Here is a 14,907-nt window from a genome sequence, read left to right on the forward strand (position 1 = left end):
GGCGCCGCAGCGCACACACCGGGAGCGCTGCCTCGTACGAAGAGGCGTCGCACGCGGATCAACGGGGACGTCCATGACGCTGTGAACCCCCTTCCCGGGCGCAACGCAGGATGCGTGCCACGCCCGGGAGGACCCTATCCCTCAACTGTGGCTTGTGGACGGGCCAGGTCTGAAGCAAAGCTCTACCAGCTTCTCGGTAACCAGCAATGCTCAGTCCGGGGCGTCCAGGCACTGTGCTGCCAGCTCCTTCAGCCGCGCCTTCTTGGCTCGCAGGAGTCGGCCCTCGGAACGCCAGCAGCGGTGAGCCTGCGGGTGCCAGCACGTTGGTTCACGGTGCTGCCAGTCTTCGTGCGCGATCTGGGCGCAGGTGTCCTCGACCACCAGCATCATCACATTCGGCAGCTTCAGAGCTGCTTCCACGCCGACGGTGCGCTCCGCGCACGGCAGATCCAGAACGGATATCGGGCGCTGGCGTGACTTGTGCCAGGGAACCGTACTCACGGCGACCACCTCCCAGATGTTCTCCTCGCGGCCCAATCTGGAGCGCCGTGCCTTGGCGCGGCCGGGTCGTACGGTCATGATGCGCGTGCGGCGTACGCGACGACAGGGGCCGAACGGTCCTTCACGGGACTGGTCGGTCCGGCTGGTGACGTCGGGAAACCCCCCGCCTATCGGACGTGTGTTGGCGGCCGCACTACCTGGGCCATGGCCGCGACGGCTGTCCCGGCGAGCGGTGGCGATCGAGGTGGTGCAGAGGGTGCTGAGCGACCGTCGTCGCGGGTGTTGGACCCGCCCCGCCTCCTGCGGTCCGTGTGTTTCTGGAATCTTATGCGGTCGACAGCGAGGAGGGACGCCTTGTCCGGCGGCCGGCTGCGCGTCTGGTCCGGTGCGCTGCTCAATCTGCGGAGGCAGGAGCTGGACCGTCGAGCGGGCAAGGCGGTCGGTGAGGTGGGCGCGGGTAGCATGCGTGGGGATGAGCCGCTGAGGCTGCATCTGGGCCAGGTACTGGACGAGGTGCAGTTGCGGATTAACGCAATCTGCGGGACCCAGGACCGGGTGCTGACTCTGCTGGAGGCGGTCCTGGCCGTCGGCCGGGGGCAGGAGCTTCCTCAGGTGCTACAGCAGGTTGTCGGGGCGGCCGTCGCGCTGATGGACGCCGCAGGTACGGGGCGCTCGGCGTGATCGGCGAGGACCGTAGGTTGGCGGAGTTCGTGCAGGGCGGAATCCCTGATGAGATCCGGGAGCGCATCGGTGCGCTGCCCCAGGACCACGGAGTCCTCGGCCTGCTGACTGGCACGCGGCGCCGGTGCGGATCGCGGAGATCTCCGAGCACCCGGATTTCCACGGTTTCCCCGAGTGGCATCCGCCCATGCACTCGTTTTTCGGAGTCCCTGTGCGGGTGCGGGGCGAGATCTTCAGCGACGTGGCCGCCGGGGTGGCCATCGACAACGCCCGGCTCCTCGCCGAGGGAGAACGCCAACAGGCGTGGCCGGCCGCCGCAAGGGAGATCGCGAGCAGATCATCCAGTCCGTGATCTTCGGGTTGAATACGACAAGGGAGAGACCGGAAAACCAGGGCCGCCGTGCCGCGTGACCACGGTGAGCACGCCGTGTGGCTGCCCAGCCCGTCGCCGGGCTTCGAGCGTGCGCAAGAGCCCCGTGGTCAGCCGTTGATCGCTGACGGTGTCGAGGTGGCCGTGGCCAGTGCTGTGACGGAAGTGTTCACCGGGTCGACGGCTGCAGTGGACAGGGCTTGGTCCTACGTGCCGGCGCGTTGGCTCGGTTGCCGTTCAGATGACCCTGACCCCTGTCGCCTGCTGTCCCTTCGTTCCTTGGCCGATTTCGAATTCGACACGCTGCCCCTGTCGAGGGTGCGGAACGCCTTCGACTGGATCTCGCTGTAGTGGACGAAGATTTCGGCGCCCCCGCCTCGGAAACGCAGGAGCCAGAAGTCACCCAAACGGTAGTAGGCGTTCAGAGGATGACCTGCTCAGCCGAGTCGACCGATCGACCCGATGAAGACGCACCCGCCTACTCGGGTGTCGTTACCAGGACAAGGCCGCGAGGCACTCCGCACAGCGATCGGCGAGGTCCACAGCCCGACACACGGCTTTCTGCGGACGCCCTGGTCGAGGAAGCCACCCAGCCCCAGGACCGCCTCGCCGCCGCGCGCGACGCGGACCTCCTTGTCGTAGGCAGTCGCGGGTACGGTGCCCTTCACACGGTGCCTTCATGGGAATGCTGCTCGGCTCCCCGGCCCAGCGCCGCCTCCGCCTCGCAGCCTGTCCCGTGCGCGTCGTGCCTTCCGGAACGACCCCTTGGAGCTGCGGGATCGCGAGCCGACCGCCAAGAGCAGGCCGCATGTGCGGTCGATGTGCCCCCGCTCCAGCCGCGCGGGTTTGTCAGCAAGCTGTAGACGGCGGCGAGGGCGCCGGTCGACTTCGCCCTGCCCATGGCTTCGGCGAGGTGCCGTAAACGTCCAGGCAGGGCTGCCGGCAACGATCCGGATCCGCGGGAGCCGACGAGCGGGGAGCACACCGTGCGCTCCGTCCCGGGTGGGTTCAAGCTGGAGATAGATCTCCATATGGGCACTGGCCCCGCTCAGCGCCGGACCGGTGGCGTTCGAGGTCGGAAACCGTGACACGCCGCCGTGCTGTGACACGCGTGAACACGATGTGCGAAGGCAAGGGAGAGCAATCATGCGGGTGGGAGTGCTGACCGGAGGCGGCGACTGCCCCGGTCTCAATGCGGTGATCCGCAGTGTCGTGCGCAAAGGCGCGCAGGAGTACGCCTGGAAGTTCGTCGGGATCGTCGACGGGTGGGCCGGTCTGGTCAAGGACGTGACCATGGCCTTGGACGTCCCGGCCGTGCGCGGAATCCTCCCGCTCGGCGGCACGATTCTCGGCTCCTCTCGCACCAACCCCCTCAGGCTTGAAGACGGCATCGAACGCATCAAGAACACTCTCAGCGCGCACAAGATCGACGCTCTTGTCGTCATCGGCGGTGAGGACACGCTCAGCGTTGCGACCGCACTGTCGGATGCGGGGGTCAACCTGGTCGGCGTGCCCAAGACCATCGACAACGACGTGGGCGGCACTGACTACACCTTCGGCTTCAACACCGCCGTCACCATCGCGACCGAGGCCATCGATCGCCTGCACACCACTGCCGAGTCCCACAAGCGCACACTCGTCGTCGAAGTGATGGGACGCCACTCCGGGTGGATCGCTCTGCATGCCGGCGTCGCCGGGGGTGCGAACGCCATCCTCATCCCGGAAGTGGAGTTCGATCTCGACCAGGTGTGCGCCTGGGTGGAGAAACGCTTCGAGATCAACTACGCGCCGATCGTCGTCGTGGCGGAGGGAGCGGTTCCCAAGGCCGGACAGATGATGGTCAAGGACGAGTCCCGTGACGAGTTCGGGCACGTACGCCTGTCCGGCATCGGCGACTGGCTGGCCCGGCAGATCGAGCACCGCACCGAGAAGGAGGCCCGCACGACGGTTCTCGGTCACGTCCAGCGTGGTGGCACGCCGAGCGCGTACGACCGGTGGCTCGCCACACGCTTCGGTCTGCACGCCGTAGACGCGGTCAAGGACGGCGACTTCGGCATGATGATGGCTCTGCGCGGCACGGACATCACACGTATCCCGCTCGCTGACGCGACGAAAGCGACCAAGCGGGTCCCCCAAGAGCTGTACACCGAGTTCGACGTGTTCTTCGGCACCTGACGCTGCCACGTGGTGGCATCACGCATGCGGTACGACGACGACCGGGCAGCGAGAGTGATGCAGGACGGCGTGGGCCACGGGGCCCAGACGCCGCTCAGCCGCCCGCGGGCTGGAGTGCCGGCCCAGGACAAGCAGGTCGGCTCGTTGTGAGGCGTGTACCAGGGCGTAGGCCGGGTGGAGGAGTACGACATCAGGCAGTACCGGGACTTCCGGATACTTGTCCCGCCAGCTTTGGAGCACGTCGGTCAGCCGTTGGACTTTCTCGTCCTCCCACGTCGCCCAGTCCTCTTCGGGCACTCCGACCGCCGTCCACGAAGCATGGCCGGCAAGAGCCCACGCGTGCATGGCACGCAATCGAGTGCCACGGAGCTGTGCGGCGCCGAACGCGAAGTCCAGAGGTGACTCGGCCGCGTGCCGTACATCGACGCCCACGGACACGTCGGCGTCGTGTGCTGCGGCGGCCGGGTTTCTGGGCACGATCGCGACGGCGCAGGAGGCGGTGTTCGCCATCGCCAGCGCCGTCGAGCCCACGACGAGGCCGTCGAACCCGCCTTCCCCTCGTGCCCCGACGACGAGCAGTTCAGCCGTCTCGGAAGCCGAGAGCAAGGCGGCAGGGGTCGAGTCGGCAACCTGTACGCCGCTCATCGCCACGCGCGGATACCGATTGGCAAGGTCGGTCTTCGCCCGCTGGAGCAGTTCCTCGCCGGTCTGCTGCCATGAGAAGGCAACCGGCCCGTCGGCGGAGTCACGGGCTGGGGCGGGCGCTGCGTGCATGAGACGCAACTGGAGGCCTCGAAGAGCTGCCTCCCCGGCGGCCCACTCGGCCGCAACGAGGCTTTCCTGGGATCCGTCGATCCCGACTACGACAGAGCGGGTCATCCTGTGCTCCTTCCCGGCACCGCCTCGCGTGCAGCCGGACAGGTGCTCTCTCGCCCTTGACTGGGGTGTCCGTCTCTTGGCAGTCGTCCCCTCCTCGTGACCATTGTGAATGTGGAACCGCGGTGACACCCGCCGAGGCGGTCGCGCCTCAAGCGGTCGCGCCTCAAAAGGAGGGGCGGCTCGGGAGGTCCGGGACACCGAAGAAGCCCCGCGTGGTGTGGTCCGTGCCTGGAGAGACTGAGTTCCCGAGCGGGTGCGGCCGGCAGCGAAGATACAGGGTTGAGGGGCACACCTTCGGTCCAAAGACGGCGTCCCGAACGCCCTGTTTGGTCCCATGCCCGGGGCCAAACGGCCCTGCCGGATATTTCGCCATGCATGTGACTCTTGTGGGATGAAGAGGCAACCAGGCAAAGGCATCAACGGCGCCGGCCTCGGCCCGGGGAAGAAGACCCGCCTCAACCGGATCCTTCACCAGCACGGCCTGCGCAACGGTACTGCGATCTTCCTGCCCTACGACCATGGGCTGGAACACGGCCCGCGGGACTTCTTCGACAATCCCGTCGTGAGTGACCCCGCGTACATCATCCGGCTCGCGTTGGAAGGAGGGTTCAACGGGATCGCCATCCAGATCGGACTGGCCGAGAAGTTCTACTGGGACTACGCCGGCGAGGTTCCCCTGATCCTGAAGCTGAACGGGAAAACCGACATCCCCTCCGACGCCGAGGCACTCTCCCCGCTGCACGCGTCCGTCGCCGACGCGGTCCGCCTCGGAGCCGACGCCGTGGGCTACACGCTGTATGTCGGCAGCCCCGCCCAGGAAACCGACTTCCGGCAGCTTCGGCAGGTCCGGGAGGACGCGCAGCGGTTCGGAATGCCGCTGATCGTGTGGGCCTACCCGCGCGGTGCGGCGATCGAGGCCAAAGGGGGCAGGGATTCCTTCTATGCCGTCGACTACGCCGCACGAACGGCCAGCGAACTTGGCGCGGACATGGTCAAGGTGAACTTCCCCCATCCGGAGAAAGTGTCCGGAGTCAAGGACGCTTACCAGCACGAATTCTCCCCCCAGCAGGCCATCAACGCCGTGGTGCGTTCGGCGAACCGCACCCTGGTACTGGTGTCCGGCGGGGAGAAGGCGGGCGACGAGGCCATGCTGGAGAAGACGCGCCAGTCGATGGAAGCAGGCGCCACCGGGCTGATCTTCGGCCGCAACGTCTGGCAGCGTGAGCACGATGAATCGATCCGATTTGTGGCCCGGCTCCAGGAAATACTCTCCAAATACCCCCAAGCAGGTGCACCCGGCGCCTGAGCCGCATGCAGTGGACGATGTCGCCACTGCGTCGAGAAGAAACCCTTCCAGGAGGAGGTCCTGGACCTCGAGGTGACCCAAGAAACCGTCCACGGCCGACGCAGCGGAATCGTGCGTGCTTCCGAACTCTGACGAGAGCGCCTCGCGCCATTCTGAAGTCGGCGATGTGTGAGCGTGGGCGTGCCCGGCTGCATCTCCCAGGGTGCGCCCTCCTGCGTTCTCGCTCCGGTCGGCCTGCCCCTCGGCCGGGCTGACTGCCCATTCCATACGTTGGCGCCTTGGTGCAGGCCTGGTGTGCGACGCGGGTACCCACGCGGAGCCGCGTAGCAGACATCACTGCATCGCCCGAACCGCTGTCCCACCATGAGTGAGAAATGCGCCCCGGCGCAGCTTAGGCATTGAATCCGAACGGCCGATTCCCTCCCCATCACCACGCGTCGTGGTTGCATGCGTTGAGTATGCGCACCGTAGCTGGAAGGAAATATGCCGGAACTGTTGATTTGCCTACCGGATGGTGTAGCGGATGGGGCGGGCATGGAAGTAGCCGCGGACGATGCGGGGCTGTTTCTGGCGGCGGCGGAGGAAGCGGCGGGTCTCGCGGGCGAGGTCGTCCACCGAGCGGGTGCGAGCGACGTGGACATGACGGCTTGACGTCGGTGTCCAGCAGTTCGTCCGGGTTGAGTTCGGGGCTGTATCCGGGTATCAGGTGCAGCTCGATGCGCTCGGCATTCTCCTTGAGTCAGGCGCGAACGGCCTTACTGCGGTGGACTGGCTGCCGGTCGGCACTGACGTGGACCTCGCGTCCGACCTGGCGGGCGAGGCGGTCGAGGACGCCGTGAACACCTTGGCGGTGAACTTCTCTGTGAACACACGGTGAAGTACAGGGCGCCGCACGAGGCGATCGCGGACATGATGTTCACCCGGAACGGGCGGCCGGACACCCGCACGATCGGGGTCTGTCCCTCCGGCGCCCAGGAGCGTCCGGGCGGGGCGGTGTCTGAGCGCAGTCCGCACTGGTCCGCCCAGGCCCGATCGCGTTCTCCGCCTTTGCTCGGGCAGCGATCGCGGGGTATTCGTCCTTCAGCCAGGCATCCGCCTCCGCCTAGTGCTGCTGGTAGGCGCGGGGGGCGTGCGGCGCAGCCATTTGCCCACCCCGCGCTCGGTCATCACCGCCCCGGTGACCATCCGGACCAGCTCGGCCACCAGCGGCCGCGTCCACAACGGCCCGCCGATCGGCTCGTACGGTCCGGGACGACGCTTCCGCTTCACCGCCAGCGCCTCCCGCCCACTGGCCCGGTAGGCACGCCGCCAGCTGCCCACCGGCCGCTCGCTGACCTGGACTACCTGCGCCGCCTGCCGGCACGAGCCCACTGTCCCGGACTCCAGCGCAGCCACCACCCGCAACCGCACTACTTCCCGCCCCGCCGCGCCAACCGCTGCAGATCCCCAGAGTCAGCCACACCCAGTCAACAGGAAAGGCAGCTCAACAGTTCCGGCCAATACATCATTCGAGTGGTCCTGCCAGAATTCGACACTCAAGCCGACCGCGCTGCAGAGGGGCACAGCCGACGGCATGCATCATTATGCCGACATGTTCAACTGGGCGTCGTACGCAGAATACTTATGAAAGTTCGCGGACATGTCGATGCCCACTAATCGGGTCGGATCGGTGACGGACAATTTAACGCGCCGACGTCGTACGAGGGTCGGAAACGCTTTATGGGAGGTTTGCTTGATTAGGGCGACATTACATCGCCATTGCTGGGGATTTAACGGACATCTGGCGCGGAAACACTTCCTGGTATGCCTCACCAGTATGGCTCTAGCCGGGGCAGGGTCACTCATGGCGACTGGGTCATTCGCGGCACCCGCATTGGCCTCTGCGAATAAATCCTGCGGCCCCTCGCCCGGTGTGAGGCCTTTCACCGATGAAGTGCAGCAGCCGCCGGTTGCGGCACCGGACGGGGAAAACCACTACACAGTCACGGTGGGCGTACATAACACGCACAAATTCAGCAGCGCGTGGAGGCCGACGAAGACGCTGGGCTACAGCACGGCCAACGCCACCGTGGACTACCTCGGACCGACCGTCGTCACCCAGCAGCACCGTCCGATCAAGGTGCGGTTCATCAACAACCTGCCGGCGGCCGGCACGGCCGTTTTTCCGTTCGACCAGCCCAACAACACCATCACTACGCACCGCCATGGCGGTCTCCAGTCTGCGGCAAGCGACGGCCCCCCACTGCCTAACGGAGCGGAAGTCCCACCAGGTGGATCACAGACGCAGGACTATCCGAACAACCAGGCTGCGGCGCCCTTGTGGTACCACGACCACGCCGATGCGCATGACTCATACCACATCTACGAGGGCCTGGCGGGGCTGGCGCCCAATACCGACAAGCTCGAGCCGTCGTTTGGGCTACCCCGGGGCGATTTCGCCAAGTCCTACGTGCTCCAGGACAAGTCGTTCAACGCCGACTACTCACTGTGCTACACGCACGCGGACCCGGAGTTCTTCGGCGACCGCCCAGTGATCAATGGGACCATCGCACCCAAGCAGAACGTAGAGCCTAGACGCTACACCTTCACCCTGGTCAACGGATCGGACTCCCGCTTCTACCACCTCAGCCTCCGACAGGTCGCCGGATCTGCCTCGGCTGCGCCGGCAATGACCGTGGTCGGCGATGACGAGGGCTACCTACTGCATCCCACGCGGGTCAGCGACCTGCTCATCGCGCCCGGAGAGCGTTACAAGGCGGTCGTCGACTTCACCAGACACAACGGCCAGCAGTGGGTGCTGGCCAACGACGCTTCTGCGCCTTACCCGGGACCTGACACAGCGCCGCCGATTCCTGAGCTGATGCGATTCGACGTCTGCCCCGAGGTGACTTCAACGGATCATTCACGGGTACCGAAGACAATCCAGGAGACCAACAACGCCGAGCCGCTCGCCAGCAAGTTGGCGCAGGCTCGCCTCCGAACGGTCCAGGCCGGCGAGAGTACGCCTGGTGTGCCCCAGATCGGGGACAAGAACCAGCTGCTCAATTATTTCGACACGCCTACCGAGACACCTCAACTCGGCGCCACGGAAGCCTGGGCCATGCGCAACCACAGTCCCGACGCACATCCCTTCCATGAACACATCGTCGAACTCCGGCTGGTCGGAAGATGGCACGTCGGGCAGTGGGATGCCAACGGCAAGCCCATACCCGGCACTATCGGTCCCTTCGAACCGGCAGCCGCCTACGAATCCGGGCCCAAGGACACCTTTGTATCCCCACCGGACTCCATCACTGCCTGGGTCGGCAAATACACCATCCCGGGAACCTCGGTCTGGCACTGTCACATCCTCTCCCACGAGGACGGCTCAACAACCGGCGGCACCATCGAGATGATGCGCCCCCTCGCCGTTGGCTCGAAGCCGCAAGTCCAACTACCCCGAGTACTCACGCAGGATCGACTGGACCAGTTGGTGCGCCAGCCGTAGCGGGGAGTCACACCTCCACCGCCGCCTCGTCCGCGGCTACTTCCACGCCCGCCACGTCCGCTACGCCATAGAGCAGGCAAATCAACAGTTCCGGCTCAAATATGTGGGGAATTCCGGTACGGTCCATGCAGTGCCATGACGCTCGCCTCTTTGTCGGCTTTCCGGTTGCTTCCTGATCAGTACGGCAAACGGCGCCCGGAGGGGGTGAGCAGATCCAGCGGCGGCGGGTCTCGTCGGACCGGCGGATGCCTGAGACGGTGGATTTGGTTCATCGCGGTCACCTCCCGCTCAGCGCGCTCTATCCTCGCTGCCAGGCGGCGCGGGCTGCTTCCTTCGTGCTTTCCACGCTGCGCGGACCAAAGGGGCCGAACCGTTTCCCGGTCGGGGCCGTTCGGGCCACCTCACGTGGACCGGCCCCTGCGGACGGTGTTGGGTGGTGGTGTCCGATCCGTTCACGACACCCGGTCACCGCAGCCCGACGACGCGTACGGAGGATGCTGTGCAGGAGGTCACCACCGGTCAGCCCAGCGCCGTGACCGAGGCGGAGCTGCACGCCCTGGATGCCCACTGGCGGGCGGCGAACCATCTGGCCGTCGGCCAGATCTACCTGATGGCCAACCCCATGCTGCGCGAGACATTGCGTCCAGAGCACGTCAAGCCCCGGCTGCTGGGGCACTGGGGCACCTCACCGGGGTCGAACCTTGTCTACACCCACCTGAACCGGGTGATCAAGAAACGGGACTTGGACGCGCTGTGCGTGTGGGGCCCCGGCCACGGCGGGCCGGCCGTGGTGGCGAACTCCTGGCTGGAGGGCTCCTACACCGAGGTCTACCCCGATGTCATCCGGGACGTGGCTGGTATGGCCCGGCTGTTCCGGCAGTTCCACTTCCCCGGCGGCATCCCAGCCACGTCGCGCCGGACACGCCCGGCTCCATCCACGAGGGCGGCGAGCTCGGCTACTCCCTTGCCCACGCCTACGGCGCCGCCCTGGACAACCCCGGTGTGCTGGTGGCTTGTGTCATCGGCGACGGCGAGGCGGAGACCGGGCCGCCGGCCGCGGCCTGGCACTCCAACAAGTTCCTCGGCCCGGTCCGCGACGGCGCGGTGCTGCCGATCCTCCACCTGAACGGCTACAAGATCGCAGACCTCACTGTCTTGGCCCGTCTTCCCGAGCCCGAGCTGGACGACCTGCTGCGCGACTTCGGTCACCAGCCCCTCCACGTCACCGGGGACGACTCGTTGGCCGTGCCGCTGCGATGGCGGTCGCGCTGGATGCCGCCCTCGACCACATCGCCGCCACACCGCGGCCCCGCGGTTCGGGGCTCAGGGGCCGTCCGCCCAAGCCTGCCCCTCCTGTCGCCATCCGACCGGTGAACCGTTGGTGCCAGCCGGCCCTGTTCGACGGCGTCCCCCGCGACTACCGCCGCTTCGACCACGATGCGCATGCGGCTTCCCAGAACCCCTGGCTGGCCTGGGGCCGCCATCTCGCGCACGGCCTGGCCGAGGCCCGCGGCTGGACCCGCGGCGTCCGCATCAGCGTGAACCGGGCGCTGGTCGTATTGCTGTCCCGCACGTCGAGGGCGAGATCATCGCGCCGCTGCGGGCCCTGGACAGCAGCATCGAGCGAACCGCGGAGGTCCTGGACGCGATGGGCGTTCTGGTCGATGACCGTCTGCCGTCCCATGAGGACTGGCTGGAGAAGAAACTCGATGGCATCGCTGCCGGTATCCACCGGGAACGGAGCGTTGGAACCGCACCCTGCGCGACGGCGGACCACGCACCCGCCCCCGCGACCAGTCCACCGTCTGGTCCTACCTCAATGCCGTACGCCCTGCGCTGCTGGAATGGTCCGCACGTTACGACCACCTGCGCGAGGTCACCCTCGACGACGTCCTCACCCACGTCAAAACCCTCCACGGGCATGAGCGCCACCAGACTCTCGTCGCCTTGCGGTCCCTGTTCGGCTGGGCGAAGAAGAACGGCATCGTCTTCCGCAACCCCACCGCCCGCATCACGGTAGGCACGTTCGAGTACGCCGTCCTGCAGCCCCTGCTTCCCGATGCTTCCCGAGCAGGTGAACCGCTCCGTCGAGGCCGTCCACAGTCCGGCCGCCCGACTCGCCCTCGCCCTCGCGGCCGCCCACGCAGCCCGAGCAGGAGCCATCCGCGCGATCCAGTTGTCCGACGTGGACCTCGGCAACCGCTGGCTCACGATCGCCGGACGCGTCCGTCCGATGGACGACCTCACCCACCAGATGCTGATGGCCTGGCTGGACCACCGGTGCCGGCGCTGGCCGAACACGGCCAATCCCCACCTGCTCATCAACCAGATGACCGCGCTGGAGACCGGGCCGGTCAGCGGCTGGTGGATCAAACACGAACTCCACGGCCAGGACGCCACCTGGAACGGCTCGGCGTCGACCGCCAGCTCGAAGAAGCCTTCGTTCACGGTCCCGACCCACTCCACCTCGCTGAGGTCTTCGGTCTGGACGAGAAGACCGCGATCCGCTACGCAGACTCGGCACGGCAGCTTCTCCAGACCGGCATCGTCCGCCCCGGCGCTTCGGGTGAGAGTGTGTGCCCATGACAGCTGAGATCGCACCACGCGACACGACGGACATTGAGGCCGTCCTCGGGCGCATGGTCTACCAGGCGGCTTCCCTGGGAAAGGCGATGCGCTTCGCGGGCGAGATGCTCGCCGTGGCTGAAGACCGTGGCCGCTGAGCCGCTGGGGCCAGGCCGTCACTCCTTCCGGTTCCGCACCGCGAGCACGGCACCCGCAAGCCCGGCGATCCCGCCGCCGATCATGGGCACGACCTGCATCGACACCTTGTGGTCCACGGCGTAGAACCCCAGCCAGACGAAGGCCACGCCGAACCCCACCACGATCACGTGCTCAAGCAGCCGGAACCCGTACCCCACCCACTGGTCGAAACGCTCCCGGCGCAGTTGGCGCTCGACGAGGTCCCGCCGCCACGCGAGGTGGTCCGGATCGATCTCCTGCCACTTCCGCGCCTCGTCGGCCGCGGGGAAGGACGGCACTGTCCAGGCGGGCGTCCCTGCGGGCGGCGTCTCCTGATCAGACATCGGTCGTCCTCCTGCCTGGCGACGCGGCCGCCACCCGCCGGTCGACCGTCAACAGCGCCTCGTCCACAGCCCGTTCGGCGGCAGCACGGCGCCGGTCTCGCTCCTCGCCGGTCCACGGCGCGGGCGGCGCGAGCGATCGGACGAACCACCGCCATACGGGCACCCGCTCGCGGGCGCGCCGCCGCGCGAGGGCCGCGCGTGCTTGTACAGCGAGGACCCAGAGCCCGAGGGCGAAGAGCGCCCAGGGCAGTAGGGTCACGAAGAAGTCCGAGACGTCGGCCGCGCTAACGTGAGCCCGCGCCAAGGCCGGTGCCACCGCGAGGACTGCCAAGAGGAGCCCCCAACTGGCCGCGCTGATCGTGTGGTTGGTCCACACCTTGCGCAACATCGCGGTGGGGGCCGACCTCGCCCTGGTAGCCCTGACCGCCGCGTACGGCTCCCCTCCGGCCCCGTCGAGCACCCGCTGCGCCCCGGCCACCGTCAGCCGCCTCTCGGGATCCTTGTCCAGCAGCCCCTCGATGAGCCGCCCGAGCTCACCGATACCGCCCAGGGACGGCGGCTGTTCCCGCTCCAGGGCCGACAAGGTCGCCATGACGCTGTCCCGGTGGAACGGCGCCTGCCCCGCGACGAGCTGGTAGAGCGTCGCCCCCAGCGAGAACAGGTCACTGCTCGGCTCCCTGCGGGCTCCGTGCAGGAGTTCGGGGGCGATGTAGTCCGACGCGGCGACGATCCACCAGTTGTCCCGGGTTGTCTCTATGTCGTTCGCCCGCGTCAGAGCGCCGATTACGGGCAGCAGGACCCAACGACCCCCATCAAGGCGGATGTTGGCAGGCCGCACATCCCCGTGCACGAACCCGACCCCGTGCATCGCATCCAGCGCGCCAAGCACCGCGGCCGCGACCTCCCGCACTCGATCGCGGGACATCCGGCCGTGCTCGGCCAGATGGTCGGCGAGGGACGGGCCTGAGACAAGCGGCATGACGGTCCACACCACGCCGTCCGCCTCCACGATGTCGTTCACGGGGATGACGTTCGGATGCTCCCGCAGGCCCGCGATCACGCGGACAGTCCGCACCGCCCGTGCCGTCCCCGCCGAACCCGCCGCCCCCACCTCCTCGACCGTCACCTCCGTGCGCAGGACCTCGTCGTACGCCGTCCACACACGCCCGTACCCGCCGGATCCCACCTGGCTCCCGACCCGATAGCGCCCGCCGAGCACCCGCCCCGGCCTCATTCCCTGCACCACAGCCCCTCCCATACGACTTAAGACGCCGTACCCAGAGCCCCGCGTCAGCAAGCCCCGGCCACCGACTTCAGCACCTCCGGTGCGAAGTGGAGCGCGACGCCGCCTGCCGGTCCGGCGCGGAGGCTACGTCAGGGGAATAGCACCGGGGCCGCCACGACCGCACGGCAGCTCCTCCAGACCGCCCCCGAAACCGATCCCGCGGGTTCGCCACGACCACGGGCCTTACCCCTAGCGATGACGATGTCGGCCGACTCCCCGTCGCCTTCAGATGCCGCTGGCATCGATCACCCAGTACCGGCCGCGGCAGACGGTGATGTTTGCAGGGACTCGATCAGCGGCTGTGCCTCGGTGCCGCCTTGAACCGCACCGCCTTCAACACCGTCGGGGCGAACCGGCGGATGTAGTTGTACGAGCCCCCCAGCAGCCGCAGGTGCCCGTGGTCGCGCGGGAGCCGCACGGTGGCCCCGGCGTTGGCGGCGGTCAGCCGGGACATGCCGATCTTCCCGCGCAGCAGCGTCCCCACCGCCTCGTCCGGGACACCGGCATCGGCGAGCACCGGCAGGATCTCGTCCAGCAGGGTCAGCCGGTCCTCCGACAGCTTGTCCCGCTCGGCGAGTTCGTCGGGCAGCTTGATCCGCGCCCGCGATTCCGAACCCGACAGCGTCTGGTCGAAGAGCTGCACGACGGAGTCAAGGACATCGACTGCGGACTGCGCCAGCAGCGTGAGCAGGATCGGGTGGCGCCGGTTCGCCTCACGGCGCTCCAGGGCCTGCGCGGTGAGGCGCCGGCCGATCTGGGCGAGGTGACGGCGCCGTTCGGCGGGCAGCGCGGACAGGTCGAGGGCGTGCGCGTCCAGGCCGCGCAGGAGCAACAGCTTCTCGACCTCGCTTCCCCACGCTGTTGGGCGACGCCTGCACCGGCCCGGTCCCCAGCCAGTGCAGCCGCGAGGACCGCAGCGCCGGACCGACAACCAGCAGGTTGTCCAGACCGCGAGCGCGCTCGCCGGTCAGCAGGCGCGCCACTCGGGCGTGGGTCTCCCGCTCGGCGGCCTGACGGGCGGTGCCGACCTTCTCCAGCAGCGTGACCACACCAGGCCGGATCACCTCTGCCGAGCGCAAGTACTCGCAGCCCAGCTGGAACAACAGCGACGGGGAGTCGTGCTCCATGGCACGGGCC

At 67.7% G+C, this 14,907-nt stretch carries 14 protein-coding genes and 2 pseudogenes; 9 read left to right on the top strand and 7 right to left on the bottom strand.

The window, feature by feature from the left end; genetic code table 11:
* Positions 1-210 precede the first annotated feature (210 nt).
* The gene (locus M878_RS90545) at positions 211-579 is read right to left on the bottom strand and encodes a hypothetical protein (RefSeq protein ID WP_158692877.1); all 369 of its coding nucleotides are present in this window, start codon (positions 577-579) and stop codon (positions 211-213) included.
* A 276-nt stretch (positions 580-855) separates the two neighbouring features.
* On the opposite strand from M878_RS90545, the gene M878_RS98050 reads away from it, so the two are divergent.
* Together M878_RS98050 and M878_RS92745 are read left to right on the top strand one after the other, a co-directional pair.
* A complete protein-coding gene (locus M878_RS98050) occupies positions 856-1,182 on the top strand; it encodes a hypothetical protein (protein ID WP_158692878.1) in 327 nt (108 codons plus the stop codon).
* 187 nt (positions 1,183-1,369) lie between these two features.
* On the top strand, positions 1,370-1,534 hold the full coding sequence (locus M878_RS92745; protein ID WP_158692879.1) for a hypothetical protein: 165 nt from the start codon (positions 1,370-1,372) through the stop codon (positions 1,532-1,534).
* Between the two features lie 255 nt (positions 1,535-1,789).
* On the opposite strand, the pseudogene M878_RS95665 reads toward M878_RS92745, so the two are convergent.
* Positions 1,790-1,926: pseudogene (locus tag M878_RS95665) on the bottom strand (cold shock domain-containing protein); the annotation flags it as partial.
* 772 nt (positions 1,927-2,698) lie between these two features.
* Between M878_RS95665 and M878_RS90555 the strand changes: the two are divergent.
* Entirely contained in the window at positions 2,699-3,727 is a 1,029-nt protein-coding gene (locus tag M878_RS90555) for a 6-phosphofructokinase (protein WP_023553723.1), read from the top strand.
* Positions 3,728-3,745: 18 nt separating this feature from the next.
* Here the strand turns inward: M878_RS90555 and M878_RS90560 are convergent, their stop codons facing one another.
* Positions 3,746-4,606 carry a universal stress protein gene (locus M878_RS90560; RefSeq protein ID WP_031227323.1) on the bottom strand — a complete coding sequence of 287 codons (861 nt, stop codon included), beginning with the start codon at positions 4,604-4,606 and terminating at the stop codon, positions 3,746-3,748.
* A gap of 334 nt (positions 4,607-4,940) precedes the next feature.
* Here M878_RS90560 and M878_RS90565 point away from each other — a divergent pair, with 334 nt between their 5' ends.
* Positions 4,941-5,912, top strand: coding sequence for a class I fructose-bisphosphate aldolase (locus tag M878_RS90565; RefSeq protein ID WP_209445605.1), 972 nt, complete (start codon positions 4,941-4,943; stop codon positions 5,910-5,912).
* Positions 5,913-6,618: 706 nt separating this feature from the next.
* Positions 6,619-6,789, top strand: coding sequence for a hypothetical protein (locus tag M878_RS98055; protein WP_158692880.1), 171 nt, complete (start codon positions 6,619-6,621; stop codon positions 6,787-6,789).
* Between the two features lie 203 nt (positions 6,790-6,992).
* Here the strand turns inward: M878_RS98055 and M878_RS000000102070 are convergent, their stop codons facing one another.
* Positions 6,993-7,322, bottom strand: coding sequence for a helix-turn-helix domain-containing protein (locus tag M878_RS000000102070; protein ID WP_023553728.1), 330 nt, complete (start codon positions 7,320-7,322; stop codon positions 6,993-6,995).
* Positions 7,323-7,845: 523 nt separating this feature from the next.
* Between M878_RS000000102070 and M878_RS90575 the strand changes: the two genes are divergently transcribed.
* The 4 genes and pseudogenes from M878_RS90575 to M878_RS98060 all read left to right on the top strand — a co-directional run bounded on the left by M878_RS90575 (position 7,846) and on the right by M878_RS98060 (position 12,122).
* The gene (locus M878_RS90575; protein ID WP_023553729.1) at positions 7,846-9,399 is read left to right on the top strand and encodes a multicopper oxidase family protein; all 1,554 of its coding nucleotides are present in this window, start codon (positions 7,846-7,848) and stop codon (positions 9,397-9,399) included.
* Positions 9,400-9,898: 499 nt separating this feature from the next.
* A pseudogene (locus M878_RS90580) lies at positions 9,899-10,701 on the top strand (phosphoketolase family protein); the annotation flags it as partial.
* A gap of 772 nt (positions 10,702-11,473) precedes the next feature.
* On the top strand, positions 11,474-11,992 hold the full coding sequence (locus M878_RS92750; RefSeq protein ID WP_158692883.1) for a hypothetical protein: 519 nt from the start codon (positions 11,474-11,476) through the stop codon (positions 11,990-11,992).
* Entirely contained in the window at positions 11,982-12,122 is a 141-nt protein-coding gene (locus M878_RS98060; RefSeq protein ID WP_023553734.1) for a hypothetical protein, read from the top strand. Before M878_RS92750 ends, M878_RS98060 begins: the two co-directional genes overlap by 11 nt.
* An 18-nt stretch (positions 12,123-12,140) precedes the next feature.
* Here the strand turns inward: M878_RS98060 and M878_RS90590 are convergent, their stop codons facing one another.
* The 3 genes from M878_RS90590 to M878_RS99155 all read right to left on the bottom strand — a co-directional run bounded on the left by M878_RS90590 (position 12,141) and on the right by M878_RS99155 (position 14,602).
* A complete protein-coding gene (locus M878_RS90590) occupies positions 12,141-12,485 on the bottom strand; it encodes a hypothetical protein (protein WP_158692884.1) in 345 nt (114 codons plus the stop codon).
* Positions 12,478-13,731, bottom strand: a complete 1,254-nt coding sequence (locus M878_RS92755) for a serine/threonine-protein kinase (RefSeq protein ID WP_158692885.1) — start codon at positions 13,729-13,731, stop codon at positions 12,478-12,480. Before M878_RS92755 ends, M878_RS90590 begins: the two co-directional genes overlap by 8 nt.
* A gap of 331 nt (positions 13,732-14,062) precedes the next feature.
* Entirely contained in the window at positions 14,063-14,602 is a 540-nt protein-coding gene (locus tag M878_RS99155) for a hypothetical protein (protein WP_023553737.1), read from the bottom strand.
* Positions 14,603-14,907: the final 305 nt, after the last annotated feature.

This window comes from Streptomyces roseochromogenus subsp. oscitans DS 12.976, assembly GCF_000497445.1.
Classification (GTDB): Bacteria; Actinomycetota; Actinomycetes; order Streptomycetales; family Streptomycetaceae; genus Streptomyces; species Streptomyces oscitans.

Coding starts and splice junctions, on each gene's coding strand:
- M878_RS90555 (WP_023553723.1), top strand. CDS start 2,699: ATGCGGGTGGGAGTGCTGACCGGAGGCGGCGACTGCCCCGGTCTCAAT.
- M878_RS90560 (WP_031227323.1), bottom strand. CDS start 4,606: ATGACCCGCTCTGTCGTAGTCGGGATCGACGGATCCCAGGAAAGCCTC.
- M878_RS90545 (WP_158692877.1), bottom strand. CDS start 579: ATGACCGTACGACCCGGCCGCGCCAAGGCACGGCGCTCCAGATTGGGC.
- M878_RS98060 (WP_023553734.1), top strand. CDS start 11,982: ATGACAGCTGAGATCGCACCACGCGACACGACGGACATTGAGGCCGTC.
- M878_RS90565 (WP_209445605.1), top strand. CDS start 4,941: ATGCCCGGGGCCAAACGGCCCTGCCGGATATTTCGCCATGCATGTGAC.
- M878_RS90590 (WP_158692884.1), bottom strand. CDS start 12,485: ATGTCTGATCAGGAGACGCCGCCCGCAGGGACGCCCGCCTGGACAGTG.
- M878_RS92745 (WP_158692879.1), top strand. CDS start 1,370: ATGCACTCGTTTTTCGGAGTCCCTGTGCGGGTGCGGGGCGAGATCTTC.